Here is a 24,764-nt window from a genome sequence, read left to right on the forward strand (position 1 = left end):
GATGTGTCCGAAAGCAGTTTGAGGAGGTCAAGGTGGACGTCAGAGCATGGGTGGTTCGTGCAGGGCGACACGGTGAGGATGAGGAGCACAATCTCCGAGACGGCCGCGTCACCATCGGGTGGCGGCAAACTGGGGACCTCACAAACCTGCACACGCGCGAAGCGATTCGTGAGCGGGTGGACGAGGTCTTCGTAGGAGACCACCCCGGCCGCCAAGCGATCTTCGCCGGCCAGATCTGGGCCTTCCGCGACACCATTCGCGAGGGGGACCTCATCTTGCTTCCGCTGAAGTCGCAGCCGGGACACATTGCCTTCGGGCGGTGCTCCGGCCCGTATGCCTTCGATCCCGAGGCAGACCCCCATCGACGCCATTACCGTACGGTTCAGTGGCAAGAGGACACCGTCCCACGTTCAGCGCTGCAGGGGGACTTGTTGGCGATGATCAATGCGTCGTTGACCGTCTTCAGCCCCTCACGTAATGACGCCGCACGCCGCTTGCACGTCATCGCCAAGACGGGCATCGACCCAGGCCCGGGCAACCCGTCCAAAGACGCTCAGGAGGCGACGAAGATCAACGGTGACGTCCAGGTGACCGACCCGGCATCGGCGCCAACGATGGACGCGATCAAGGACCAGGTTCGAACGTTCGTCATGGCCAACTTCCGAGAGCACGAACTCACGCGCCTGGTTGCGGCCATCCTCGAAGCACTCGGATTCGTCTGCGACGTGTCTCCTGCCGGGCCGGACGGGGGCGTCGACATCCTCGCCGGCGGCGGACCGCTCGGCTTCGGCGCGCCGACCATTGTGGTCGAGGTCAAGTCCGAACCTGGCGCCGTCGGCTCGGCGGTGCTACGCACGCTGCACAGTGCTGTGACCCGTTACGACGCCGATCATGGCGTTCTGGTCGCGTGGGGTGGAGTCAGCAAGCCCGCCATGGCGGAGTTCTCCCACCTACGCAAGACAATCCGCATCTGGGACAGCGAAGAACTCTTGGACAAGCTCTTCCAGACCTACCCGCAGCTGCCGGACTCGATACGTGCCCAACTCCCGCTTAAGAAGGCCTGGGTCTTGGACGACGAAGCACTCTGAGCACCCCGCGGTCCTTGAACTCGGCATCTAGGGGCCGCCATGCCTCAAGCTCTGGACGCGGCAGGAGCGTAAGCGGGTCTTCCCAGTTGTGGTGGGGGTGAGGGTGTGACGCGCCGAGGGGCGCGGTTGTCGGGGTGAGAGGGGTCGAGGTCCTCAAGATCGGAAGCGACCAAGCATTCCGAGAACCCTGAGGACCTCGACGATGGACCACCCTACGTCGTGCTGCGCCGCGCTCGGCGCGCCCAGCGCGTACTGTCACAACTGCGACCTGCTCGTCGGGCTGGAGGGCTATCACGTCCTGGACGTGGCGCGCGGCCCGGACGGGCTGGGGGTGCGAGTGGAGTCACCGCCGGGGCCGGCCGGGTGCCCGGACTGCGGGGTGCGCGCGACCTCGCGCGGTCGGCGCGAGCACAGGCTCGTCGACATTCCGGCGTTCGGGACGCCGGTGAGGCTGGTCTGGGTCAAGCGCACCTGGGCCTGCGCCGAGCCTTCGTGCCCGCGGCGCTCGTTCACCGAGGTCGACGAGAGTTTGGCGCCGCCACGCTCGACGTGGACGACCCGGGCCCGGTCCTGGGCCGTGGGTCAGCTGCGGCGCGAGCACGCCACGGTGCACGGCCTGGCCCGTCAGCTGGGTCTGGGCTGGGACACCGTCTGGTCCGGGGTCGAGCCCATCCTGGCCGTGGCCGCGGCCGATGAGTCCCGCTTCACCGGTGTCCAGACCCTGGGCGTGGACGAGCACGTGTGGCACCACGTGTCCACCAAGGCGCCAGAGGACGGTGGCCGCGGACCGAAGGAGCTGACCGGGATGGTCGACCTGACCTGCGATGAGAACGGGCAGGTCAGGGCACGTCTGCTGGACCTGGTCCCAGGCAGGTCGAAGAAGGCGTACGCCGACTGGCTCACCGAACGCGGCGATGGCTTCACCGCCGGCGTCGAGGTCGCCACCCTAGACCCATTCCACGGGTACAAGGCCGCGATCGACGACGAGCTCGAGGACGCGACCGCGGTCCTGGACGTCTTCCACGTCGTCGCCCTGGGCACCAAGTGCGTCGATGAGGTCAGACGCCGGGTGCAGCAGGCGACCACCGGGCACCGCGGCCGCAAGGGCGACCCGCTCTACGGGATCCAGACCATCCTGCGCGCCGGCGCTGAGAACCTGACCGACAAGCAGCGCGCCAGGATCGAGCGGGCGTTCGCCGCCCGCCCCGAGCACGAGGTCGTCGACCTGACCTGGCAGTGCGCCCAGCAGCTGCGCGCCGCCTACAGCACGCCGACAAGACCGAAGGACGCTCGATCGCCGAGCGCATCGTCGACTCCTTCCCCTCCTGCCCGATCCCCGAGATCGCCCGCCTCGGCCGGACCCTACGCAAGTGGAAAGAGGCGTTCCTGGCCTACTTCACCACCGGCGCCACCAACGGCGGCACCGAGGCCATCAACGGCCTCATCGAACTGCACCGCCGACTCGCCCGAGGCTTCAAAAACCGATCCAACTACAGACTCCGGATGCTCCTCATCGGCGGAGGACTCAACCTATGACCCCCACCGCAACTGGGAAGAGCCGCGTAAGCATCTTCTTGCTTGGACAAGGGAACCGGCCAGCAGGTCGTCACTAATGCATATACTTGGCCGGTCGACCTGCATCTACTGAGTGGGCGCGCAATTTAGGAGCCTTGCGATCAAGGGGTTAGTGTCGGCATACAGTTTCACCAGCGGGTCAGGTTGAAGTAGTCATGCACCCGGCATACGTCGAGAGGAACGAGCCCCCATGCAGACGGAACAGCTGTCCTCCCAGTCGGACTTCTACTGGAAGGTAGCTTACTGGGGAGTCGAGTTCGACTACGGACTGAATCTCCCTTTCGGTCAGGCTGTAATCGCCGCGAACCGATGGACCTGCATCATCGGGACGAGCAGGCGCACTGCGGAGGCGATGGACAGCGACGACGACGACGTGATCTGGTCTGTGATCGACGGCGTCGGGGAGGACGGCAACCACGTGGCCGTCGCGCTGCCTTGCGGACCTGGCGAGGATGTCGATCGCGCTGCCGTGGCTGACCATGTCTCGAGGCTGCGTGAACGCCTTGCTCGCACGACGGCGCGTCTGATTCGGGAGCAGGCAGTTCTTGATCGTGAAGACCCCGATTCTACCGACTACGTGAGCCCTTACCGATGGGCTCGCGTCGAGCTCGATCCCGCCCAGCCCTGGTACCGGGCCCGTGCACAGGACGCTGTCCGCGCAGTCTTACGGACCAACTCCGCCGAGGCGGAGTTGAGTTCCTCCAGGCATTCACGCCTGATGAAGGTCAACGTCGAACTCCTCGGATTCCCCGTCGTGCTCAGGATTGCGCGCTACTTCGTCCCCGACCGTGTGTTGCGGGTCTATGCCCCCGCGCTTGTCGACTACGCCCGGGCGGTAGCCAGCCGACACAACCTGGACGTGCAGCAGATCAGGGTGCTTGATCGCTCGAACCCGCATGGCCAGATCTTTTTCTGGGACGTCGACACCGTCCTTGCAAGGGAGCGGGCACGTTCTGGACGACGCGTCCCGGTGGGACTGGCCGAGGCACTGCCGCCTGACGTGGTGGAGGTCCTCGCGACGTCCTGGAGCACCTACGACCGACTCGGTGTCCCACCCGAAGTCGAGAGACGCTTGGACGGGCTCGAGCGGCGGAGCTTGGTGGACACCCCGTCCAGCGAGTGCCTGGTGTGCGGCGGGAACCCGGATGGTGGTGTGTGCAGGGCCTGTGACGATGACGTCGTGACGGGTCTGCCGGTTGGCCATGGAAGGGACTGGGAGCCGTCGATGCACTGGGCGATGACGCAGCTGGCGATCGAGTTCGGCGGCGCTATGTCCATGCGGCAGGTGAACCGACCAGTCGACCTCAGCGAGGCTGATGCTCCTCGTCGACTCGTCCTCAGAATGCTGGCCAAGCAGGGCGAAAAGCCCTGGACTGAGCGGCTTGTGGACTCCGGGGTCGCCGCCGACGGCCACCGCGCCAGCTGGGGGCTCGTGTCTCGCGCTGTGGACGGCCACCTGTGCCGCTCGGCGCTGGAGCGCACGGTCGATGACTGGATGCACGTCAACGGTGTGGCACACGTTCCCGAGCCGATGTACCCCCGTGACGCCGAGCTTAACGCGCGCGGGCTGTTACGCGCCGACTGGGCACTCATAGACGGCACTCTCGTCGAAGCATTCGGGGCGCTCGGGGTCGAGGAGTACGCCGTCAAGGCCGCGCGCAAGCGGGAACTGGTTCGGCGCCACGGGTTGCGCCTGATCGAGCTGACGGACAAGGACACCGCGCGCTTGGACGTAATCTTCAAGCGTTGGGTTCGAAAACTAGGTCTTTCGTCAGCCGACTGAGCGAGCACAGTGGCAAAGGAGTGTTCCGGGGACGCGTCACAAGCCGTCCTTCGACAGCCCGGACCGCGCGCCCGATTCACCGGCCATGCGCTTTGGGGCCACTAAGCCGGCAGCCACTGGTAGTCGTTCCCGGGCCCGCCAGAGCAGCGAGGTGATCGCGCTCCTCGCCGACCAGTTCTGCGGATCGATCGCATCGATGGCTTCCACCACTGTCTGTAGCGCAGTCCGGTCGCTTGCCACATCGAACGCGCTGGCTGGAACCGCTAAGCCATCAGGGAACTCGAACAAGCCGTCTGCACGGCAAGTCGTCTTTACACTTTGCAAGTCCTGGCGAAAAGCGTGCGGTGTCGAGCCCTTCAGCCACGTCGTAGAGGTTTCAGCCGGAAGTGCGTCTGCCAGAGTGACGACTCGTTTGTCACCCTGTGGTTCTCTCTTCGACAAGGCGTGCATTGACCGCATCTGGCGTGCCTTTGTGGCCAGCGAACCCACTCGCTCCTTCGCGGCGAGTTCTCGCAGGACGAGGATCGCGCTTTGGTGGTTCTCTGGGCGGGAAGCAAGAGCGCGTTCAAGCGCGCGCACGATGTTGCTACGCGTTATGTCATTGAGGTTGTTCTGATCAGCGAGCACTTGACCGAGTCGACTCGCACCCAGACTCACGCCGTTCAGAGTCTCCAGAGCATGTTCGATGAGCAGACGCAGATGTCGTGGGTTGTTCGCGGCGAGACCATCCTCCAGGACGTCCGTAGCTAACCTGGGGCCGATTGGAGCAAGAATACTAAGCCAGGCGTCATCGGCGGCGTCGACGTCGCGCATGGCCTGGAGCATCCGGTCGAATAAGTCGGGCTTCTCTCGGTACAACGTCCCAACGGCCAGCAACCAAGTATTGCGCCAGTGCGCAGACGGTCCGATAGCTGTGAGGTCCCTGACGACGTCATCGTCTCGTCCGGAAGTAAGTGCCTTCGCGGCCATAAACTCCTGCAGGCTGCGTAGGTCGAACCCCACGTGGTCCTGCCCTGTGGCCGCCAGAAGCACTAGGCGGTCACGCGCGGCACGCGTCAGGTCGTCGACGCGTCGCTCGAGGCTAGGGCCGGAATGCTCCTGAGCGATTAGGCGCTGGCGGATGATTTGGTGGAGTTCATCTGCGGACATTGCGGCATCGAAGTCTCCACCGTCCTCGCTCCGGATCTGCAAGGTGAGGCCGACGCGAAAGTGGATGGCGTCGATATCCAAACGATGATCCTGGAGCACGTCCGATAGATAGTTCTGCTTCTGCAATTCACGGTCGTAGATCACATCGTAGTACGCCTGGAAAAGCGAGGCTCGGTCCTGCGGCGGTCGGCGTCGGTTCTCCAGCAAAAGCGTCAGAATCATGACTTGCAGCGGCGTGCCCATCAACCGCCCCGTCACTTCATCGTCTACCGCGGCCGTGATGCGTTTTATTACCTCCGTCTTGTCAGCATCTTCACCCAGACGCATCTGCGTTAGCCGGGTTGCATAGGCAACGGCGTCGTCGCGTGAGAGCTTCCGCAATTTTAGTTTTGCAAGGGCATCAGGGAGCTCGTTACCGTAGCCTTGCGGTCGGGTCGTCGCAACGATCAGCAGATCAGCGTCTTCAGTCTGCGCGGTCTCCAGCAATGCTGTCACGGCCCTCGCCACCTGCTCCCTTGCAACCGCGGACGCTACCTCGTCGTAGCCATCGAGGACCAGCAGCCACGGCCAGGCTCCTAGCCATTGACGGGCATTACGTGCGAAGAAGTCTGCACCCGTGACCGCATTGATCTTGCGGGCAATGTAGGCGACGAGCGGCACCTCTGCACCGCCGGCTACATCGGATGCGTACTCGGCCAGGTCGACGCGGAACGGCCATCGTCGGTTTGTGATGCGTGGCGCCCCGATCTGAGCGGCGCGCTCGAGGGACGCGACCACGATCCGCGACACCTGTGGGCTTTGGTTAGGTCGGGAGCTCAGGAGCGCGGCGCGGTAAGTCTGAACGAGTATCCGACCGAGGGTTGTCTTTCCCTGTCCTGGCCCACCGATGATGAGGAAGTGGGGGCTGGACTCAACTCGAACAGAGGGCCGCTGCACGAGATTGCCCACCGTGATGATGTGCTGCAGCACTCGCAGATCCGACATACCGTCTTCGTCAGTCTCGATTTCCGCGGGGAGGTCGACAGCGACAGCCGCGAGGTCGAGGCGCTGGTTCGCGACCTGACCAGCCTCGCCGAGTTTCACCTGACCGCCCTGCACCAGTTCCACACGTGCATGCTCCTCCAGCAGGGGCAGCGAGTCTCCGAGCGAAATGGTTGGAACCGTCATCGTGCCGCCGGCCAATGCCGCAATGACGTCGCCCGCGGTCAAAAGTCCGTTGAACCGCTGTCTCACGCTGACGTGCGCGTCCAGAAGTCGCTCGACTTTGGACCTGTCCCACACCTGGCAGGCATTCAGGTCCCACTGGTTCTTCGGGTCGGCTGCATGTTCTCGGATGGCGCTCTCAACCTCATCGATCCCACCTCCGATATGCCCAGAGAGAGACACATTGGTGATGACGATGAAGTAGTCAGGGCGCCTACCCTTGCGCTTCAATTCGGTCTTGTCGTTGTAAGTGACGACCTCGCTCCAGCGTTTCAGCTCTCTCCGGACTTGCGCGAGCAACCAGCCCTTGTTCGCACGAGCATCACCGGGGCGTTCGCAGAACTTGGCTTGGAAGACGTGGTATCCGTCCCACGATGGTGCGTCGTCCGCCGTAAGTGTAGTTGGCGAGACCCCCTCAAATACTGCGTCCCGACCGTCGTCCTTGCCCGTGCCGAAGACCTCCAGTGTGGGCCCGAACTCGCAGACCAGCAGCGCCTGAACCATGCGCTCGAAGTCGTGCGGTCCCAGTTCCTCGATCACGTAGGGCATGGATCCCATCCTGCCTGTCGCCGCTGACCTAGGACGCACAGGCTCGCGCCTAAGATCACGACGAGGATCTGCTGCAAGTCGTCGCAACGCTGCCTAACAGGCGCTTCCGTACTGAACATTGCCGCGAGAACCCTAGGCTTTGGCTGCTGATCGGCGTCTCTGACCACATGGAAGGGGATCACCAGTCGTCCGGACATCGGCGTGAGCGTGCTGTCACGCACCGCGGCGTGTGGGCACCCAGGTTCAGGATTGCGACCTGAGGTGCAGGGTGGCGGCCCCGGTCGCCATGCCTGGGATGGTCCTCGAGTCCCGGCCAGGATGCTGCCACCGGCCGGTAGTCATCCACGGTGTCGCTCGACAACACGGGCGCCGACCCGGACCCACTCCCATAACCATGAACCCGTTGGTGTGGCCACCAAACCGTGGTGGCCCACCCTGCTACGCCGAACCCTGGCGATGAGGAGCGCCACCGGCCGTGGGTCCAAGTGGCTCAGCCGCGCCTCCCGGTCCAGCCTGCGGCGTGTCGCGTGAGGGGTTCAGTGGCGAGTCTCGCCCGCACTGGCATCGTGGGCGGATGCACTTGTCCAGCTCCCGGAGAGGAGTTCCAGGACGGGGTCGCGCGTGGCCACCATTTGGCCACCACAGCATCGCCCCGACCGCCCTTGGTTGCGTCAAGAACCGTGGTTTGCACCGACCGCCGCAGGTGCCACATCCCCTGCACCGCAGTGCATCTGCCTTTTAATCCGTAGGTTGTGGGTTCGAGCCCCACGGGGCCCACGTCCCGGCCCGGTCAGGCGTCTGAACGCCTGGCGCGGCCGGCAGCCCCGGACCCCCACCCTCTGCTCTTCGACGGCGCGGCACCGCCTACCTACTATGTCACGTAGTATGATGATCTCTGCGTCATCCTCTGGCGTTGCAGGTCCCCATCTACGGAAGGATCGAGATGAAAGCCGCCGTCGTCCCCTCGCTCGGAGCCCCCCTGGAGATCCGTGAGGTCCCCGTCCCCGAGCCCGGCCCGGGTCAGGTCCTCGTCAGGGTCGAGGCCTCCGGGCTGTGCCACACGGACATCCACGCCGCCCGCGGGGAGTGGCCGGTCCGGCCGACGATGCCGCTCATCCCGGGCCACGAGGGGGTCGGGACGGTGGTCGCCCGCGGGGACGGCGACTCCCCCGTGGAGGAGGGCGACCGGGTGGCGGTCCCGTGGCTGGGCCACGCCTGCGGCCACTGCCGCTACTGCGTCGGGGGCTGGGAGACCTACTGCCTGAGCCCGCAGTACACCGGCTACACCATGGACGGCGGGTATGCCGAGTACGTGCTCGCCTACGCCTCCCACGTCGTCCCCGTGCCCGAGGGGGTCACCTCCTTCGACGCCGCACCGCTCACCTGTGCGGGCGTCACGACCTACAAGGCGCTCAAGGTCGCCCACCCGCAGCCGAACGAGACCGTCATGGTGGTCGGGGTCGGCGGGCTGGGCCACCTCGGCCTGCAGTACGCCTCGGTGTTCGGCGCCAGGACGGTGGCGGTGGACGTCGAGGACGAGAAGCTGCAGCTCGCCCGAGAGCTGGGGGCCGACCACACCGTCGACGCCAGGTCGGGCCGGCAGGAGGAGGAGCTGGCCGCGCTGGGCGGGGTGGACGTGGCGCTGGTGACCGTGCCCTCCCCTGAGGCGATGCGCGCGGCGCACGCCTCGCTCAACCCGGGCGGCCGGCTCGTGCTGGTCGGGTTGCCGGCGGACAACCGCCTGGAGCTGCCGGTGTTCGAGACCGTCCTCAAGGGGATCTCGGTGATCGGCTCGCTCGTCGGCACCCGCAACGACCTCGCCGACTGCTTCGCCCTGCACGCCCGCGGACGCACCCGCGTCGTCGCCGAGCCTCGACGCCTCGAGGACGTCAACGACTGCTTCGAGGAGGTGCTCTCCGGTCGCGTCCCCGCGCGGCTCGTCTTCGACCTGTCCGCGAGCGCCTAGGCAGGCAGCCCGGCGCGCCCTCGTGGTCGCCGACCTCCCGGCCACCGGCCCCGCCTGGATCTCAGGGCGTCGTCCCGGTTCCGGAGCCGTCGAAGACCGTCTCCCAGTCGCGGGCCATGCTCACGACCGTCCAGCCCAGACGCGCACCCACCTGCGTGATGGGTTCGGGCTCGGCGAAGGTCTCGGCGGTGCTGGTGTAGGCGAACTCGCGGTCGCCGTCGTCGTGGTCGACCAGCAACGCCAGGGTGGGCCCCTCCCCCGCCGCGGCCCACTCGAGCATCTCGCGGTCGCCGCCGGAGTTGCCTGCCGCGAGGATGGGGCGCCGGCCGAGCTGGGTCTGGATGTGCGTCACCTTGGCCGCCCCCTCGTTCGCCGGCCCGACGAGGCGGCTGGCGCGGACGAGGCGTGGCCCCGACCCGTCCGAGGTCGGGAGGAAGTCGTAGTCGATGAGACTCCCGGCCACCGCCTCGGGGGGCACCCCGTAGAGCTGCTGGCTGACCGCCCGGACGAACTCGGTGCCGCCGCCGGTGACGATGAGCACGCTGAAGTCGGCCCGCCGCAGCTCGTCGAGGAGCTCCAGCATGGGCACGTAGGTCAGCGTGCGCAGCGGCCGGTCCAGGGTGGGGTGGACGGCACGGTCGAAGAAGTCGCGCACCCGGGCCGTGAACTCCTGGGCGGAGATCCCCTCGAAGAGCTCGGTGAGCGCCAGGGCGATCCGCCCGAGCCCCATCTCGTCGCGGGCCGCCCGGTCACCGGTCAGCAGGGCGGCGTACTCCGCCCGCTCGGCGAGGCCGGGGTCACGGGCGAGGGCGGTCCGGAGCGCGTCCACGAAGAAGTCGAGCTGGGCATACCGCGGACGCTCGCACCACAACGTCCCGTCGTTGTCGAAGCAGGCGACCCGGTCCTCGACCGGCACGGCCCGCGCCTGGTCCAAGAAGCGCACCACGGCGTCGCGGGACGCGCCGGGGCGCCAGGACGGCAGGACGTCGGGGGTCACGCGGCACCGTCCCGTCCGCCGGGTCGGACGCACCGGAAGCCCTGGTGACTGGTCCCGGTGTCGAGCATCTGCGGTCGGCGCGCGGCAGGGCGGTAGCGCAGGCAGTAGGAGTCGGCGCACAGGTGCGAGCCGCCCTTGACGACCTTCCGCCCCACCCGGAACTGCGGCTGCGCCCGGTCGTAGCTCTCCTCCAGCGAGCCGCCGCGGGGGTTGCTCGGCAGGCAGCAGGACCCCTGCGAGCGTCCGGGGTGGCGCTCGCTCCACCAGTCGTCCGTCCACTCCCACACGTTGCCGGCCATGTCGAAGAGCCCGAACCCGTTGGGCGGGAAGCTCCCGACGGGCGCGGTCCGCAGGAAGCCGCTCTCCCCCGTGCTGCGCCAGGGGAAGTCCGGACCGTCCCAGGTGTTGGCCATGATGCGGCCACCCGGCCTGGCCTCCTCACCCCAGGTGTATGCCGCGCCCTCCAGGCCTCCGCGGGCCGCGTACTCCCACTCCGCCTCCGTCGGGAGTCGGCCACCCACCCAGCTGGCGTAGGCCTGGGCGTCCTCGTGCGCGACGTGGACGACCGGATGGTCCCCCTTCGCCTCGACCGAGCTGCGCGGTCCCTGCGGATGGCGCCAGCTCGCCCCGGGCTTCCAGGTCCACCACTGGCTGAGGTGACGGAGATCGACCGGCCCCGGCGTGGGCGTGAACACCAAGGACCCGGGCTGCAGGTTCTCCGGTGGGGCGCCGGGGTAGTCGGCCGGGTCGAGGTCGCGCTCAGCCACGGTGACGTAGCCCGTGGCCTCCACGAACGCGGCGAACTCGACGTTGGTCACCGCGGTCGACTCGATCGTGAAGCCGTCCACCCGCACCTGGTGCGCGGGCGCCTCCTCCGCGTAGTGGGAGTCCGACCCCATGGTGAAGGCCCCCCCGGGAAGGTCGACCAGCACCTCAGCTGTCCCCGATGCCGCTCGTGAGCTTGGCCATGACCTGCTCGACGTTGAAGCTGGCGGGCTTCTGCCGCGGGGGGAACTCGGCCAGGCTGGAGATCATCTCGGCGACGTAGGCCTGGGCCGGGACGAAGGTCCACACGTGGTCCAGGACCCAGTCCCAGTAGGTGTTCGAGGTGATGTCCGCGCGCTCGTAGGGGTCGGCCCGGAGGTTGAACAGCTTGGGGAAGCGCAGCTCGACGAAGGGCTCGGCCCAGATGCGCAACGTCCCGGTCGCACGCTGCTCCAGGAAGACGAACTTCCAGTTGTCGTACCTCATCGCGGTCAGGTCGCCGTCGTCGGAGACGTAGAAGAAGTGCTTACGCGGGCTCTCGGCAGCCTGCCCGGTGAGGTAGTCGAGCTGGTCGTGCCCGTCCAGGTGCACCTTGTAGGTCGCGCCCGCCAGCTCGGTGCCCTCCCGCAGCCGGCCGGCGACGTCGGGGTCGCCCGCCGCGGCGAGGAGGGTGACGAACCAGTCGTTGTGGCTGACGATGCCGGTGCGCACCTCTCCCGCGGGGATGCGTCCCGGCCAGCGGACGAGGGCGGGGACCCGGTAGGCGCCTTCCCAGTTCGAGTTCTTCTCGCTGCGGAAGGGCGTCACACCCGCATCCGGCCAGCTGTTCATGTGCGGCCCGTTGTCGGTGGATTACATGACGATGGTCGAGTCGGTCAGCCCGCGCTCGTCGAGGTGGTCGAGCACCGAGCCGACCAGGTCGTCGTGGTCGCACATCGTGTCGTGGTACTCCGACTGCCAGCGGCCCGCCCGTCCCCGGCTGCTCTCCTTGCCGTGCGTGCGGAAGTGCATGTGCGTGGTGTTGAGCCACACGAAGAACGGGGTGTCGTCGTCCTGCGCGTCGCTCATGAAGCGCAGGGCCTCCGGCACGACCTCGTCGTCGATGGTCCTCATCCGCTCCCTGGTGAGCGGACCGGTGTCCTCGATCCGCTGCGTCCCGTCCTCCTGGGCCCAGGAGTGGATGACCCCACGCGGGCCGAACCGCTCGCGGAAGTTCGGGAAGTCCTCCTCGGAGGGGTAGTCGAAGAGCTCGGGCTCCTCCTCGGAGTTGAGGTGGTAGAGGTTGCCGAAGAACTCGTCGAAGCCGTGGGCGGTCGGGAGGAACTCGTCGCGGTCCCCGAAGTGGTTCTTGCCGAACTGCCCGGTGGCATACCCCAGCGACTTCAGCGCGGTCGCGATCGTCGGGTCCTCCGCGCGCAGGCCGATGTCCGCCCCCGGCATACCGACCTTGGTCAGGCCGGTGCGGTAGGGGTTCTGCCCGGTGATGAAGGCCGCCCGCCCCGCGGTACAGCTCTGCTCACCGTAGTAGTCGTGAACCGCACCCCCTCCTCGGCGAGACGGTCGATGTGGGGCGTGCGGTACCCCATCACCCCGTCGGCGTAGCAGCTGAGGTTGCTGAGGCCGATGTCGTCGCCCCAGATGATGAGGATGTTCGGTCGTTCCGTCATGGCACTCCTCAGTCCCGTCGACCCGACCGGAAGGACCGTGGTCGAGAAAATCCACCGATGGGAGGAAACGTACTACCGCAGCGGTGGCGCGGCCAGATGTGGAACAGGGCAGGACGGGCCGGGGAGCACCTCGCCCGGCCTCATCCCACGCGACGACGGAAGAGCACCACGGCGACCGTGTAGGCCAGCACGAGGGCGCCGACGCACCAGGCGAGCGCCACCCAGATCTCCCCACCGACCGGTTCGCCGGCCAGCAGGGCCCGCAGGCTGTCCACGACCGAGGTCACCGGTTGGTGCTCGGCGAACCACCGGCCCGGTCCGGGCATCGTGGCGGTGGGCACGAAGGCCGAGCTGAGGAAGGGCAGGAAGATCAGCGGGTAGGAGAAGGCGATCGCGCCGTCCAGGGACCGGGCCGACAGCCCGGCGATGACGGCCAGCCAGGTGAGCACCAGCGCCACGAGGACCAGGATCCCGGTCACCGCGAGGCACCCGAGCAGGTCTGCCTCGCTCCGGAACCCCATGAGCACGGCCACGCCCACCACGACGGCCAGCGAGGTCAGGATGGCCGCCAGCGACGTCAGCACGTGCGCCCACAGGACCGGGGCGCGGGAGATCGGCATGGACCGCAGCCGCTCGACCATCCCCCCTTGCAGGTCCATGAACACGCGGTATGCCGTGTAGGCGACACCGGTCGCGATGGTGATGAGCAGGATGCCCGGCAGCAGGTAGTCGACGTAGGCCTCTCCGCCCGACGACCCGGCCGCCGGGCCCTCCACGCCGGCCTCGATCGCGCCACCGAAGACGTAGACGAAGAGCAGCAGGAAGGCGATGGGCATGACCGCCGTCGTGACGATCGTGTCGGGGCTGCGCAGGACGTGGCGCAGCGAGCGGCGGGTGAGCGCGGCCGTCTCGTGCAGGGCGTGCGTGCTCATCGTCCGTCCTCCACGTGCTCGTCGGCGTCGGCCGGGTCGTCCCCGACGAGCGCCAGGAAGATCTCCTCCAGGGTCGGCTGCGTCTCGACGTACTCCACCGTGGTGGGGGGCAGCAGGGCGCGCAGCTCGGCGAGGGTGCCCTCGACCAGGACCCGGCCGTGGTGCAGGATCGCGATGCGGTCCGCGAGGTGCTCCGCCTCCTCGAGGTACTGCGTCGTCAGCAGCACGGTCGTGCCTGCGGCGGCCAGGGTGCGGACGGCGTCCCACACCTCGAGGCGCCCCTGCGGGTCGAGTCCGGTCGTCGGCTCGTCGAGGAAGACCACCGGTGGGCGGCCCGTCAGGCTCATGGCGATGTCGAGACGTCGCCGCATCCCTCCGGAGTAGGTCGCCACCCGCCGGCCGCCCGCCTCCACCAGGGAGAACTGCTCCAGCAGCTCCCGCGCGCGCTCGCGCGGGTCCGGCAGGTGCCAGAGCTGGCCCATGAGCACGAGGTTCTCCCGGCCGGTGAGGACCTCGTCGACGGCGGCGAACTGGCCGGTGAGGCTGATCGAGCCACGGACGTCGGCGGCCCGGGTCACCACGTCGAGGTCGCAGACCGTGGCGGTGCCGGCATCCGGGGGCAGGAGCGTCGACAGGATGCGCACCAGGGTGGTCTTGCCGGCGCCGTTCGCCCCAGGAGGGCGTGGATGCTGCCCCGGTCGACCTCGAGGTCGACACCGCGGAGGACGTCGACGCCGGCGAAGGACTTCCTCAGGCCGTGCACCTCGATCGTGGGTCCGGTGGTGGTCGTCATCCCCGCGCTCCGTGCTGCTCGAGCGAGGAGGCGCGGACGATGGTCTCGCCCAGCCGGCGCCGCTCGTGGGTCACCCACCGTGCGTCGTCGTAGGTGGCCAGGAAGGTCTCGGCGAACTCGACCGGGTCCGCGCCCACCACGTCGGTGACGGACAGACCGTCGGCCGCGCTCTGCTCGAAGAGCTCGACGAGGTCCTCCAGCATCTGCACCAGCACGTCACCGCGGGCGATGCCGCCCGTCACCATCACATACCGGTCCAGGCCCTCGACCGCGGTGCGGTGGTGGGCAGGGAGGGCCCGGCGCCGGTCCTTGTAGCGCCAGTAGCGCCGCTTCTGCGACCACGGGCCGGTCACCGTCTCGATCCAGCGTGCCGCCATGCTCACGCACCATCCTCTCGGAGCTGGTCCAGTCGTTCGGTGAGGAAGCTCCAGGTCCTCCAGAACTCGGTGAGGTCCTCGCGCCCGCGGGCGTTGAGGGTGAAGACCTTGCGCGGCGGCCCCTTCTCCGAGGGCACCTTCTCGACGTCGACCAGGCCGCGCTGCTCGATGCGGATCAGCAGCGCGTACACCGTCCCCTCGGCGAGGTCGGTGAACCCCTGGTCGCGCAGGCGCGCGGTGATCTCGTAGCCGTAGGCGGGCCGCGTGGACAGCAGGGTCAGGACGATGCCCTCGAGGACGCCCTTGAGCATCTCCGTCGACTGCCGGCCCACCGTCGCTCCCATCTACTCACTGTCACTGACTACCACTACACAGTAACGCTGAGTACCGGACCGTGGCAAGCGGGTCCAGGACCGTCGGTCCCCGCGCCCATACTGGTCAGGACCGCCCGACCGAGGAGAGCCCATGACCACCGACCACGAGCCCACGCCCGTCCGACGGCTGCCCGGCCTGCTGCGCTCCTACCTCGCCGCCCGGGACGCCGGCCGGTATGCCGACGCCGCCGCCCTCTTCGCCCCCGACGCCGTGGTGGAGGACGACGGCGGCAGGCACGTCGGGATCGACGCGGTCGCCCGGTGGATCGTCGAGTCGGCCACGGCCGTCGAGCACACCACCACCGTGCTGGGTCACACGGTCGTCGACGACCGGACCGTGGACGTCCTCGTCCGCATCGAGGGCGCCTTCCTCGGCGGCAGCGCGACCCTGCGGCAGCGCTTCACGACGGACTACGGCGTCATCCGCCACCTGACCATCGAGCCGGCCCCGGACGGCGGGCTCAGGCCGGGGCCACCCGGTCCAGCACCCGCGTGAGCACGCGCAGCAGCGCATCGCGCTCCGGCGCGCTCATCCCGTCGAGGAAGACCTGGCGGACCGTGCGCACGTGATCCGGGGCAGCGCCCTCCAGGGCCTCCCGGCCGGCCGGGGTCAGCACCACGAACGACCCCCGGCCGTCCTCCGGGCACTCGACCTTCTCCACGAGCCCGCGGGCGCCCATCCTGCGCAGGTGGTGCGAGAGCCTCGACCGCTCCCAGTGCATCTCGTCGGCCAGCGCCGACACGCGCAGCCGCCCCTCCCCCGACTCCGAGAGCCGCACCAGGGTCTCGAAGTCCTGCAGCGACAGGTCACTGTCCTCGTGCAGCGCCCGGCCCATGGCCGCCGGCAGCTCGGTCTGCACCCGCAGCCAGGCGCGCCACAGGCGCATCTCGTCCTCGTCGAGCCAGGGGGCGGTCGCAGTGGTGGGCATGTCTCTCAGTCTAGCAGTTGCGTGACACGTCACCAACATCTAGAGTGACAGTTGACCGATCAACTATCCGGGAAGGACCCCCTCATGACCGACGTCACCCCCACCACCATCTCCCTGCACGACCTGGACGGCACCTACGCCATCGACGCCTCGCACAGCCGCGTCGGCTTCTCGACCCGGCACGCCATGGTCACCAAGGTCCGGGGCGCCTTCAACGACATCGAGGGCAGCGCCACCACCGGCCCCGGCCTCCAGGACGCCTCCGTGCAGCTGACCATGCAGGTCGCCTCGGTCGACACCCGCTCCGCGGACCGTGACGGCCACCTGCGCTCGCCGGACTTCTTCGACGTGGAGAACTACCCCACGATGACCTTCACCTCGACCGAGGTCACCGCGGTGGACGACGAGACGCTGCGCGTCACGGGCGACCTGACCATCAAGGACGTCACCCGCCCGGTCACCGTGGACTTCGAGTACGCTGGGGCCGCGACCGACCCGTTCGGCAACCAGCGCATCGGCTTCGAGGGCTCCACCGTCGTCAACCGCAAGGACTTCGGCCTCACCTGGAACGCCGCGCTGGAGACCGGTGGTGTCCTGGTCGCCGAGAAGGTTACCCTGGAGTTCGAGATCTCGGCCATCAAGTCCGTCTGATCTCGCCACACACTCCCCCGGACCGTGCCTGCAACCGGTCCGGGGTGAGCGCGGCCCCGCTGGACCTGTGACCCGGCGGGGCCGTCGTCATGTCCGGGGGCGGCAGCGGACCCGCCGCCGGTCCGCACCGGACGGGCGTTGCACCATACTGCGGGGCTCATCGTCGAGCGCACCGCATACCTGTGCGCCTGCTCGTGTCACAAGGGTGCTCAGGGGCACGCCTGTGACACCAGGTCGTGCACACGTCACCGCACAAGCGTGCTCCGCCACCGGCGGGGCGTCGCGGTCCAGCACGGACGACCGACCGACGGACCCGGCCAGACTCAGGACGGACCCGGCCAGACTCGGGGGCCCACCTTGCGCGGACGGGGTCAGGAGCCCCACGCAGGGCTCGGGTGCGTCGCCGCGCCGGGCGTATGCCGCAGGCTCAGCTGCGGAACTGCGTGAAGTCCGCGGTCTGCGGGTCCGGGAACATCCGCTCGCCGGTGTCGAGGCCGCTGATCGCGCCCATCTGCGCCTCGTCGAGCTCGAAGCCGAAGACGTCGGCGTTGGAGACGATGCGCTCGGGGGTCGCGGACTTGGGGATGACGATGCGGCCCTCCTGGAGGTGCCAGCGGATGACCACCTGTGCCGGGCTCACGCCGTGCGCCTCCGCCGCCTCGGTCACCGGCGCGAGCTCGAGGTCGGCGCCCTGGCCGATGGGCGCGTACGCCTCCACCGCCAGCCCGGCCTCGCGGGAGGCGCGCTGGGTCTGCGGCTGCTGGAAGGAGGGGTGGACCTCGATCTGGTTGACCGCGGGCGTCACCGACGCGTCCCGCAGCAGCTCGGCGAGGTGGTCGGGGAGGAAGTTGGACACGCCGATCGCCCGGGCCGCACCCTCCGCCTGCAGCTCCTCGAAGACCTCCCAGGTCTGCGCCGCGAGACCCTTGCTGGGCACCGGCCAGTGGATGAGGTAGAGGTCCACGGCGTCCACGCCGAGCGCCTCGCGCGAGCTCTCGAAGGCCGCCCTGGCCCGCTCTCGGCCCTGGTCGCCGTTGCGCAGCTTGGTGGTGAGGAAGACCTCGTCCCGGGCCAGCCCGCTGGCCCGCAGGGCCGCGCCGACGCCGGCCTCGTTGTAGTAGCCCGCGGCGGTGTCGATGTGCCGGTAGCCCGCCTCCAGAGCAGCCTCCACGACCCGCTGGGTCTCCTTCACGTCCACCTGGAAGGTGCCGAAGCCGAGCTGGGGGATGGTGACGTCGGGGGTGAGGGCGATGGTTGGCTGACTCGTCATGCATCCCACGATACGTCGGGCACACTGGGGGGCATGGCATGGGACGACCTGCCCGGCGACCCCGAGCGGGAGCGATGGGACCGCCGGGACGAGGCGGCGGCCCAGCTGCGCCTCAGCCGGCACCTGCAGCTGCAGCTGCCGGGGCTCGTCGCGCGCCGGGTGCCCGTCCGCGGGATCACGCCGGGGCCCATCCAGGGCGTCGGCCGGCTGCGGTTGGCCGACTCCACCACCTTCCTCGTGGGCGGTGCTGTCCCCGGCAACCTCGGTCGCATCCTGCGCGCCCTCCACGACCGGCACGCGGTGACCGTCTCCGGCTGGGAGCAGCACGAGGACGGCCTCCTCCTCACCCTGGCGGGGGTGCCCGGGAGGGAGCCGGTCCAGATCTGGCTCATCGGTCCCGACCAGCCGGACTGACCGCACCCGGCCGCTCCCCCGTCCGCTCCCCCGTGGTCGCGACGGCCGCTGCGCGGTCCACCGCCCTGAGCATCGCCTGCGCCTTGGCGCGCGTCTCGGCATACTCCTCGGCCGGGTGCGAGAGCGCGGTGACCGCACCCCCGACGCCGAAGGCGAGGGCCCCGTCCGTCGACCGGGTGAGCGTGCGGATGACGATCGAGGTGTCCATCGACCCGTCCAGCCCGATCCACCCGATCGTCCCCGAGTAGACCCCGCGCGCCCGGCCCTCGAGCTCGTCGAGGATCTCCATCGTGCGCACCTTGGGCGCACCGGTCATCGACCCACCGGGGAAGCAGGCCCGCAGCACGTCCGTCGGCCCCATCCGCGGGGCGAGCGTGCCCCGCACCGTCGAGACGAGCTGATGGACGGTCGCGTAGGTCTCGACCGCGCACAGCTGCGGCACGTGCACGCTGCCCGAGCGGCACACGCGGTGCAGGTCGTTGCGCAGCAGGTCCACGATCATGAGGTTCTCGGCCCGGTCCTTGACCGCGGTCGCGAGGTCGGCGGCGAGCGCGGCGTCGTGCTCGGCGCTGTCCCCGCGCGGGCGGGTCCCCTTGATCGGCCGCGCCTCGACGGCGCCGCTGCCGGCGTCCACCGACACGAAGCGCTCGGGCGAACCGCTCAGCACGCTGAGGCCGGGCGCGCGCAGCCAGGCCCCGCGCGGCACGGGTGACACCTCCCGCAGCGCCCGGTACAGCTCGCCCTCGTCGAGCTCCGGCGCGCTCGTGCGGTATGCCGTCGTGAGGCAGATCTCGTAGGACTCGCCCCGCGCGATCTGGGCCTGGGCGAGGCGCACCTTGGCGAGGTACCCCGCCTCGTCGTCCTCCGCCGCCCAGGCCGGGGCAGCGGCACGGGGACGGCCCTCGACCGGGGCGCCGGGTGCCGGCCCCTCGCCCGCCGTCCCGGCCGGCGCTGCCACCGGGGGCTCCGTCGCCGCGCGCAGGACCGGGACCACCTCCTCGACCCACCGCGCCTGCTCGTCGGCGGTCGACGCGTCCTCGACCCACACCGCCCACACCTGGTCGGTGCGGTGGTCGAGCACGACCCCACGGTCGACGAGGAGCAGCCAGGCGTCCGGCCACGGCGAACGGTGCGGCCCGGTAGGGTCGGCGCCGGTCTCGGCCTTGACCTCGTAGCCGATCCAGCCGACGAGCCCGGGACGCCACGGCACCTCCCCCGGCCGCTCCTGCGCGACCTCCAGCGCCCAGGCGTCCAGCTCGGCGTCCACCCGGTCCAGCAGCGGGGCACCCTCGCCCACCCGGTGGGTCAGCTCCCGGGACAGCGGTCCGCGGCCGTCGGCGAGCACCGACCAGCCGCTGCCGTCCGAGGAGTCGAGCCAGACCGAGCTCGGCGCCCGGCCGACGAGGCGCTCGTGCAGCTCGAGGACACGCACCCGGGACGCGTCCTCGCGCAGCAGCCGGGCGCGCAGCCGCACCGGGCGTCCACCGCGGCGGTGCTCCTGCGGCCGCAGCGTGTCACCGACGGCCACCACGGCCCCGCCCTCGTCCGCCGCCGCCCGGACACCGGCGAGCGCCAGGAAGTTGGCCACGACCCGCTCCCCGTGCTCGGACAGGACCGACTCGGGGTGGAACTGCACGCCCCAGAACGGCCGGTCGGGGTCCGCGAGCGCCATGACGCAGCCGTCGTCGACGGCCCGGGCGGTGACGTGCAACGCCGAGCGCAGCGGCTCGACCACCTCCAGGGAGTGGTACCGCACGACCTGCAGGGGCGACGGCACGCCCTCGAAGAGGCCCTGGCCGTCGTGCTCCACCGGGCTGACGATGCCGTGCCGGGTCAGGCTCATCTCCGCCACCGTCTCCCCCGCCACGTGGGCGAGGCCCTGGTGGCCCAGGCACACCCCCAGCACGGGGACCTCCCGCTGGCGGAGCGCCAGCGCCGACAGGCCCAGGTCGCCGTCGACCTGGGGCCGTCCCGGCCCGGGCCCGATGACCACCGCGGCGAACCGTCGCAGGTCCTGCGCCGAGGCCGGGTGGTCGTGGCGCCACAGCACGGGGGCCCGCCCCAGGACGCGGTGCAGCAGGTCGGCCAGGTTGTAGGTGAAGCTGTCGAGGTGGTCGATCAGCAGGACCTCGCCCGCCACGCCTCAGCCCCGGGGGCGCAGCCGCACCTGCGGCAGCTCGGGCGCCGGCAGGGAGTCCCCGCCGGGGTGGTCGACGGCGCCGAAGCGGCCCTCGGGGTCGTGCCCGAGCTCGGCCTGCCACTGCTCACGCGCCTGCACGACCTCCTCGTGGGAGCGGCCGATGAAGTTCCACCACATGACGATCTGCTCGCCGAAGGGCGGGCCCCCGAGCAGCAGCACCCGGGCGCCGTCGGCACCCGCGGTGAGCTCGAGCTCGGCACGCCCCGGCGCGAGGTAGCCCAGCTCGGCGCGCTCGACGACCGTCTCCCCCACCCCCACCCGGCCCTGGTCGACGAGCACCCCGTGCTCGTGCTCGGGGTCGACCGTGAGACGGACCCGCGCTCCGGGGTCCAGGACGAGCTCCGCGCCCAGCAGCGGGGTATACGTCGGCACCGGCGAGCCTGTCTGCTCCCCGTCCACCCAGAGGGCGCCCAGGAAGACGCTGACCCGCCCGCCGCGGACCTCCCGCGGCTGCGGCGCGTGGTGCTGGAACCCCGGGTCCACCCCGGCGTCGGCGGCCGGGAGCGCCACCCACAGCTGGGCACCGTGGAGCACCTGCAGGTGCGGTTCGTCGCCGGTGACGGACACCTCGGAGTGACAGACCCCCCGGCCCGCCGTCATGAGGTTGAGCTCCCCCGGTCGGACGACGGCGTGCACGCCCGTGGAGTCGCGGTGCTCGATCTCCCCGCTGAACAACCAGGAGACCGTCTGCAGGGCGGTGTGCGGGTGCGGCGGCACGACCATCCCGCCGGTCCGTCCCACCTCGTCGGGACCGTAGTGGTCCACGAAGCACCAGGCCCCGACCATGGTCCGTCCGCGGGAGGGCAGGGTGCGGCGCACCCGCATGGCCCGGGGTCCGCCGAGCGGCACCTCGCGGGGGGCGAGGACGGTCACCGCCCCCTGCGGCGACGGTCCGTCCCCGCACGTCACCTCGTCCGGGCGCGTCTCCAACGAGCTCATCGCCCCATCCTCCCACCGTGAGCAACGTCTCGTCGTCCCTGCGGGCACCCGGTGGCCGCAGCGGAATCCTGCGGTGCGGTTCTGTTGTTGACTAGACATATGAGCACTCCCCAGCCGTCCGCCCCGGCGCAGCAGCCGTCCGCCTCCCGCCCCCACCGCGTCCTGATCATCGGCTCCGGCTTCGGCGGCCTGTTCGCCACCAAGGCGCTGTCCGACCCGGCCGTGCAGGTGCTCATGGTGGCCCGCACCGGCCACCACCTGTTCCAGCCGCTGCTCTACCAGGTGGCGACCGGCATCCTGTCCGAGGGCGTCATCGCCCCGCCGACGCGGGACGTGCTGGCCAGCCAGGACAACGTGACGGTGATGCTGGGCGACGTCAAGAGCATCGACATCGACGAGCGCTCGGTGACCGCGGTCACCGCCGGCGAGGACATGGTCTACGACTACGACAGCCTCATCCTCGCGGCCGGTGCCAACCAGTCGTGGTTCGGCAGCCCGCACTTCGCCGAGTACGCCCCCGGCATGAAGTCGATCGACGACGCCCTGGAGCTGCGCGGGCGCATCTACGGCGCCTTCGAGCTCGCCGAGCTGGCGGCCGCCGCCGGGCGGGAGGACGACGTGCGCCGGCTGCTGACCTTCGTCGTCGTCGGCGCCGGGCCGACGGGCGTGGAGATGGCCGGCCAGCTGGCCGAGCTGAGCAAGCGCACGCTGCGCAAGGAGTTCCGCCACATCGACCCGACGCAGGCCCGGATCATCCTCGTGGACGCCGTGGACAAGGTGCTCGCGCCCTTCGGGGACAGCCTGGCGGCGAAGACCGAGCGCAGCCTGACCGACCTCGGTATCGAGGTGAAGCTCGGCCGCAAGGTCGTCGACGTCGACGAGGGCGGCGTCGTCCTGGAGTCCACCGAGGACGGCAGCCAGGAGCGCATCGAGGCGCAGACCAAGGTGTGGGCCGCCGGCGTGCAGGGCAACCCGCTGGGGCGCAAGATCGCCGAGCAGGCGGGCGCCGAGCTCGACCCCTCCGGACGCGTCAAGGTCCAGCCCGACCTCACCCTGCCCGGGCACCCCGAGGTCTTAGTCGTGGGCGACCTGGCCGCCGTCGACGGCGTGCCCGGGGTGGCCCAGGGCGCGATCCAGGAGGCCCGGCACGCGGCCGACCAGATCATGCGGCGGCTCCGTGGGGAGGAGACCGGGCAGGCGTTCGAGTACTTCGACAAGGGCTCGATGGCCACGATCTCCCGCTTCCGCGCGGTGATGAAGCGGGGGCGCATCGAGCTCACCGGCTACCCCGCCTGGGTCGCGTGGCTGGCCGTGCACCTCTTCTACATCATCGGCTTCAAGAGCCAGCTGGCCACGCTGCTGCACTGGGCGGTGAGCTTCGTGGGGCGGGACCGCTCCGAGCGCACGGTGACCGAGCAGCAGGTGTACGCCCGGCTGGCCCTGGAGTACCTCGGCGAGGACTTCCGCAAGCAGCCCAAGCGCTGACTCAGCCCCGCGTCATCGGCAGGTGGGGTATGCCGTCCTCCAGGTAGTCCGGGCCGCTGCGGACGAACCCGAGCCGGGCGTACCAGTCCGCCAGGTAGGCCTGGGCACCGATCTGGACCGGCCCGTCGCCCAGCCGGCGCAGCCCCTCCCGGACGAGCTCGGCGGCATACCCCTGCCCGCGGTGGTCGCGGTGCGTGGCCACCCTCCCCAGCCGGCGCGTGCCGTCGGGGTCGACCAGGGTGCGGACCGTCGCCGCGACCTGCCCGTCGACGTCCATCCACAGGTGCTCGGCCGTAGGCTCGACGTCGCGCCCGTCGATCTCGGGGTAGGGGCACTGCTGCTCGACGACGAAGACGTCCACCCGCAGCCGCAGCAGGTCGTGCAGCGTCGTGACGTCGAGGTCGGCGAACCTGGCGGCGTGGAGGGTGCCCATGCCAGCAGGGTATGCCGACCGCACCGGCCGCCCGGGTGGCGGCGGCGGCGGGGACGTCCTGCGCCCGGCCGGCGGCGGGCAGGGACGCCTAGAGTGGGGTCATGAGCCACGCACCGGGCGGCCCCGAGCCGGTCGACGTGCTGCGGCGGATCGCCTTCCTGCTCGAGCGCGAGCGCGCCGAGACCCGGCGGGTGGAGGCCTACCGCAGGGCCGCGTCGGTCATCCTGCCGCTGGGGGAGGACGAGGTGCGCCACCGGGTCGCGGCCGGCACGCTGCGGGACCTGGCCGGCATCGGCCCCTCGACCTCGGCCGTCATCGAGGCCGTCGTGCGCGGGGAGACGCCGGACAAGCTGGCCGACCTGGAGTCCCGGTCCGGCACCCCGTTGGCCACCGGCGGGGAGTCGCTGCGCGAGCTGCTGCGCGGCGACCTGCACAGCCACTCGGACTGGTCCGACGGCGGCAGCCCGATCGAGGAGATGGTGGCCAGCGCGATGGAGCTGGGGCACGACTACCTCGCGCTCACCGACCACTCGCCCCGGCTCACCGTGGCCCGCGGGCTGACGGCCGACCGGTTGCGCCGCCAGCTGCAGGTCGTCGACGCCGTCAATGCGCAGACCGCGCCGGGGTTCACCCTCCTCAAGGCGATCGAGGTGGACATCCTCGACGACGGCGGCCTCGACCAGGACGCGGACCTGCTGGGCGAGCTCGACGTGCGGGTCGCCTCGGTGCACTCCAAGCTCACCATGGCCCGGACCGCGATGACCCGGCGCATGGTCGCCGCGGTCGAGAACCCGCTCACCAGCGTCCTGGGTCACTGCACCGGCCGCCGGGTCATGCCGCGGCAGGGCGACCGGGGCGCCCGCAGCGGATCCCGCGCCCGCCCGCCCAGCGACTTCGACGCGGCCGCCGTCTTCGAGGCGTGCGCGCGGACCGGCACGGCCGTGGAGGTCAACTCCCGGCCCGAGCGTCAGGACCCGCCCGGCGCGCTCCTCGAGCTGGCCGTGGAGACCGGCTGCCTCTTCGCGGTGTCGACCGACGCGCACGCCCCCGGCCAGCTCGACTTCCTCGACTACGGCTGCGAGCGGGCGGTGCGCCACGGCGTGCCCGCCGACCGGGTGGTGAACACCTGGCCGCTGGAGCGCCTGCGGGAGTGGGCCCGGGACCCCGCGTCGGCGATCTGAGGCCCGGCCACGCGCACGGCGCCGACCGTTTTGGTCCATCCCTG

Annotated in this window: 20 protein-coding genes and 3 pseudogenes; 9 read left to right on the plus strand and 14 right to left on the minus strand. The window is 70.1% G+C overall.

Translation table 11 applies throughout. The features are described 5' to 3' along the window. Window positions 1-32: 32 nt before the first annotated feature. The 3 genes and pseudogenes from Q0967_RS08860 (at window position 33) to Q0967_RS08870 (ending at window position 4,446) form a co-directional block, all read left to right on the plus strand. Entirely contained in the window at window positions 33-1,088 is a 1,056-nt protein-coding gene (locus Q0967_RS08860) for a restriction endonuclease (RefSeq protein WP_299449649.1), read from the plus strand. A 202-nt stretch (window positions 1,089-1,290) separates the two neighbouring features. After that, a pseudogene (locus Q0967_RS08865) lies at window positions 1,291-2,624 on the plus strand (ISL3 family transposase). 229 nt (window positions 2,625-2,853) lie between these two features. Next, on the plus strand, window positions 2,854-4,446 hold the full coding sequence (locus tag Q0967_RS08870; RefSeq protein ID WP_299449650.1) for a hypothetical protein: 1,593 nt from the start codon (window positions 2,854-2,856) through the stop codon (window positions 4,444-4,446). Between the two features lie 36 nt (window positions 4,447-4,482). On the opposite strand, the gene Q0967_RS08875 is transcribed toward Q0967_RS08870, so the two are convergent. Then, a complete protein-coding gene (locus tag Q0967_RS08875) occupies window positions 4,483-7,347 on the minus strand; it encodes an NACHT domain-containing NTPase (RefSeq protein ID WP_299449652.1) in 2,865 nt (954 codons plus the stop codon). A gap of 943 nt (window positions 7,348-8,290) precedes the next feature. On the opposite strand from Q0967_RS08875, the gene Q0967_RS08880 reads away from it, so the two are divergent. Next, window positions 8,291-9,313 (plus strand): zinc-dependent alcohol dehydrogenase, encoded by a 1,023-nt coding sequence (locus Q0967_RS08880; protein WP_299449654.1) that lies wholly within the window; start codon window positions 8,291-8,293, stop codon window positions 9,311-9,313. 61 nt (window positions 9,314-9,374) lie between these two features. Here Q0967_RS08880 and Q0967_RS08885 read toward each other — a convergent pair whose 3' ends face one another. The 8 genes and pseudogenes from Q0967_RS08885 to Q0967_RS08920 form a co-directional block, all read right to left on the minus strand. Continuing rightward, complete coding sequence (locus Q0967_RS08885) at window positions 9,375-10,310, minus strand: HAD family phosphatase (RefSeq protein WP_299449656.1); 936 nt, start codon at window positions 10,308-10,310, stop codon at window positions 9,375-9,377. Further along, window positions 10,307-11,239 (minus strand): formylglycine-generating enzyme family protein, encoded by a 933-nt coding sequence (locus Q0967_RS08890; RefSeq protein WP_299449859.1) that lies wholly within the window; start codon window positions 11,237-11,239, stop codon window positions 10,307-10,309. Before Q0967_RS08890 ends, Q0967_RS08885 begins: the two co-directional genes overlap by 4 nt. Before the next feature lie 4 nt (window positions 11,240-11,243). Next, window positions 11,244-11,561 carry a hypothetical protein gene (locus Q0967_RS17430; RefSeq protein ID WP_363321996.1) on the minus strand — a complete coding sequence of 106 codons (318 nt, stop codon included), beginning with the start codon at window positions 11,559-11,561 and terminating at the stop codon, window positions 11,244-11,246. Window positions 11,562-11,786: 225 nt separating this feature from the next. Then, window positions 11,787-12,977: pseudogene (locus Q0967_RS17435) on the minus strand (sulfatase-like hydrolase/transferase); the annotation flags it as partial. Next, a complete protein-coding gene (locus tag Q0967_RS08905) occupies window positions 12,883-13,674 on the minus strand; it encodes an ABC transporter permease (protein WP_298752423.1) in 792 nt (263 codons plus the stop codon). The gene Q0967_RS08905 and the pseudogene Q0967_RS17435, both read right to left, overlap by 95 nt. Next, window positions 13,671-14,467 (minus strand): annotated as a pseudogene (locus tag Q0967_RS08910) (ABC transporter ATP-binding protein). The gene Q0967_RS08905 and the pseudogene Q0967_RS08910 overlap by 4 nt, the downstream one beginning before the upstream one ends. After that, window positions 14,464-14,844: a DUF1048 domain-containing protein gene (locus Q0967_RS08915; protein WP_298752593.1), complete on the minus strand. Its 381-nt coding sequence runs from the start codon at window positions 14,842-14,844 to the stop codon at window positions 14,464-14,466. Before Q0967_RS08915 ends, Q0967_RS08910 begins: the two are co-directional and overlap by 4 nt. Before the next feature lie 2 nt (window positions 14,845-14,846). Then, window positions 14,847-15,176 (minus strand): PadR family transcriptional regulator, encoded by a 330-nt coding sequence (locus Q0967_RS08920; protein WP_298752589.1) that lies wholly within the window; start codon window positions 15,174-15,176, stop codon window positions 14,847-14,849. Window positions 15,177-15,309: 133 nt separating this feature from the next. Between Q0967_RS08920 and Q0967_RS08925 the strand changes: the two genes are divergently transcribed. After that, complete coding sequence (locus Q0967_RS08925) at window positions 15,310-15,714, plus strand: nuclear transport factor 2 family protein (protein ID WP_298752422.1); 405 nt, start codon at window positions 15,310-15,312, stop codon at window positions 15,712-15,714. Here Q0967_RS08925 and Q0967_RS08930 read toward each other — a convergent pair. Further along, complete coding sequence (locus Q0967_RS08930) at window positions 15,680-16,147, minus strand: MarR family winged helix-turn-helix transcriptional regulator (protein ID WP_298752421.1); 468 nt, start codon at window positions 16,145-16,147, stop codon at window positions 15,680-15,682. The genes Q0967_RS08925 and Q0967_RS08930 overlap by 35 nt on opposite strands. Before the next feature lie 84 nt (window positions 16,148-16,231). Here Q0967_RS08930 and Q0967_RS08935 point away from each other — a divergent pair, with 84 nt between their 5' ends. Further along, complete coding sequence (locus tag Q0967_RS08935; protein ID WP_298752420.1) at window positions 16,232-16,798, plus strand: YceI family protein; 567 nt, start codon at window positions 16,232-16,234, stop codon at window positions 16,796-16,798. 427 nt (window positions 16,799-17,225) lie between these two features. Here the strand turns inward: Q0967_RS08935 and Q0967_RS08940 are convergent, their stop codons facing one another. After that, complete coding sequence (locus Q0967_RS08940) at window positions 17,226-18,068, minus strand: aldo/keto reductase (RefSeq protein ID WP_298752419.1); 843 nt, start codon at window positions 18,066-18,068, stop codon at window positions 17,226-17,228. 33 nt (window positions 18,069-18,101) lie between these two features. Between Q0967_RS08940 and Q0967_RS08945 the strand changes: the two genes are divergently transcribed. Further along, window positions 18,102-18,482, plus strand: coding sequence for a hypothetical protein (locus Q0967_RS08945; protein ID WP_298752417.1), 381 nt, complete (start codon window positions 18,102-18,104; stop codon window positions 18,480-18,482). On the opposite strand, the gene pabB is transcribed toward Q0967_RS08945, so the two are convergent. Continuing rightward, a complete protein-coding gene (gene pabB / locus Q0967_RS08950) occupies window positions 18,457-20,622 on the minus strand; it encodes an aminodeoxychorismate synthase component I (protein ID WP_298752416.1) in 2,166 nt (721 codons plus the stop codon). The two genes, Q0967_RS08945 and pabB, sit on opposite strands and share 26 nt — an antisense overlap. A 3-nt stretch (window positions 20,623-20,625) precedes the next feature. After that, window positions 20,626-21,621, minus strand: a complete 996-nt coding sequence (locus Q0967_RS08955) for a pirin family protein (RefSeq protein ID WP_298752415.1) — start codon at window positions 21,619-21,621, stop codon at window positions 20,626-20,628. A 99-nt stretch (window positions 21,622-21,720) separates the two neighbouring features. On the opposite strand from Q0967_RS08955, the gene Q0967_RS08960 reads away from it, so the two are divergent. Continuing rightward, window positions 21,721-23,106: an NAD(P)/FAD-dependent oxidoreductase gene (locus Q0967_RS08960; protein WP_299449676.1), complete on the plus strand. Its 1,386-nt coding sequence runs from the start codon at window positions 21,721-21,723 to the stop codon at window positions 23,104-23,106. Window position 23,107: 1 nt separating this feature from the next. Here the strand turns inward: Q0967_RS08960 and Q0967_RS08965 are convergent, their stop codons facing one another. After that, on the minus strand, window positions 23,108-23,539 hold the full coding sequence (locus Q0967_RS08965; RefSeq protein ID WP_298752413.1) for a GNAT family N-acetyltransferase: 432 nt from the start codon (window positions 23,537-23,539) through the stop codon (window positions 23,108-23,110). 101 nt (window positions 23,540-23,640) lie between these two features. On the opposite strand from Q0967_RS08965, the gene Q0967_RS08970 reads away from it, so the two are divergent. Continuing rightward, entirely contained in the window at window positions 23,641-24,720 is a 1,080-nt protein-coding gene (locus Q0967_RS08970) for a PHP domain-containing protein (protein ID WP_298752410.1), read from the plus strand. The last annotated feature ends 44 nt before the right edge of the window (window positions 24,721-24,764 follow it).

It is taken from the genome of uncultured Serinicoccus sp. (assembly GCF_947500995.1).
GTDB lineage: Bacteria > Actinomycetota > Actinomycetes > Actinomycetales > Dermatophilaceae > Ornithinicoccus.

Excerpts from the sequence above, each read along its gene's own strand:
- Q0967_RS08870 (WP_299449650.1), top strand. The coding sequence starts at position 2,854 with ATGCAGACGGAACAGCTGTCCTCCCAGTCGGACTTCTACTGGAAGGTA.
- Q0967_RS08875 (WP_299449652.1), bottom strand. The coding sequence starts at position 7,347 with ATGCCCTACGTGATCGAGGAACTGGGACCGCACGACTTCGAGCGCATG.
- Q0967_RS08880 (WP_299449654.1), top strand. The coding sequence starts at position 8,291 with ATGAAAGCCGCCGTCGTCCCCTCGCTCGGAGCCCCCCTGGAGATCCGT.
- Q0967_RS17430 (WP_363321996.1), bottom strand. The coding sequence starts at position 11,561 with ATGAGGTACGACAACTGGAAGTTCGTCTTCCTGGAGCAGCGTGCGACC.
- Q0967_RS08905 (WP_298752423.1), bottom strand. The coding sequence starts at position 13,674 with ATGAGCACGCACGCCCTGCACGAGACGGCCGCGCTCACCCGCCGCTCG.
- Q0967_RS08915 (WP_298752593.1), bottom strand. The coding sequence starts at position 14,844 with ATGGCGGCACGCTGGATCGAGACGGTGACCGGCCCGTGGTCGCAGAAG.
- Q0967_RS08925 (WP_298752422.1), top strand. The coding sequence starts at position 15,310 with ATGACCACCGACCACGAGCCCACGCCCGTCCGACGGCTGCCCGGCCTG.
- Q0967_RS08930 (WP_298752421.1), bottom strand. The coding sequence starts at position 16,147 with ATGCCCACCACTGCGACCGCCCCCTGGCTCGACGAGGACGAGATGCGC.
- Q0967_RS08935 (WP_298752420.1), top strand. The coding sequence starts at position 16,232 with ATGACCGACGTCACCCCCACCACCATCTCCCTGCACGACCTGGACGGC.
- Q0967_RS08940 (WP_298752419.1), bottom strand. The coding sequence starts at position 18,068 with ATGACGAGTCAGCCAACCATCGCCCTCACCCCCGACGTCACCATCCCC.
- Q0967_RS08945 (WP_298752417.1), top strand. The coding sequence starts at position 18,102 with ATGGCATGGGACGACCTGCCCGGCGACCCCGAGCGGGAGCGATGGGAC.
- Q0967_RS08955 (WP_298752415.1), bottom strand. The coding sequence starts at position 21,621 with ATGAGCTCGTTGGAGACGCGCCCGGACGAGGTGACGTGCGGGGACGGA.
- Q0967_RS08960 (WP_299449676.1), top strand. The coding sequence starts at position 21,721 with ATGAGCACTCCCCAGCCGTCCGCCCCGGCGCAGCAGCCGTCCGCCTCC.
- Q0967_RS08965 (WP_298752413.1), bottom strand. The coding sequence starts at position 23,539 with ATGGGCACCCTCCACGCCGCCAGGTTCGCCGACCTCGACGTCACGACG.
- Q0967_RS08970 (WP_298752410.1), top strand. The coding sequence starts at position 23,641 with ATGAGCCACGCACCGGGCGGCCCCGAGCCGGTCGACGTGCTGCGGCGG.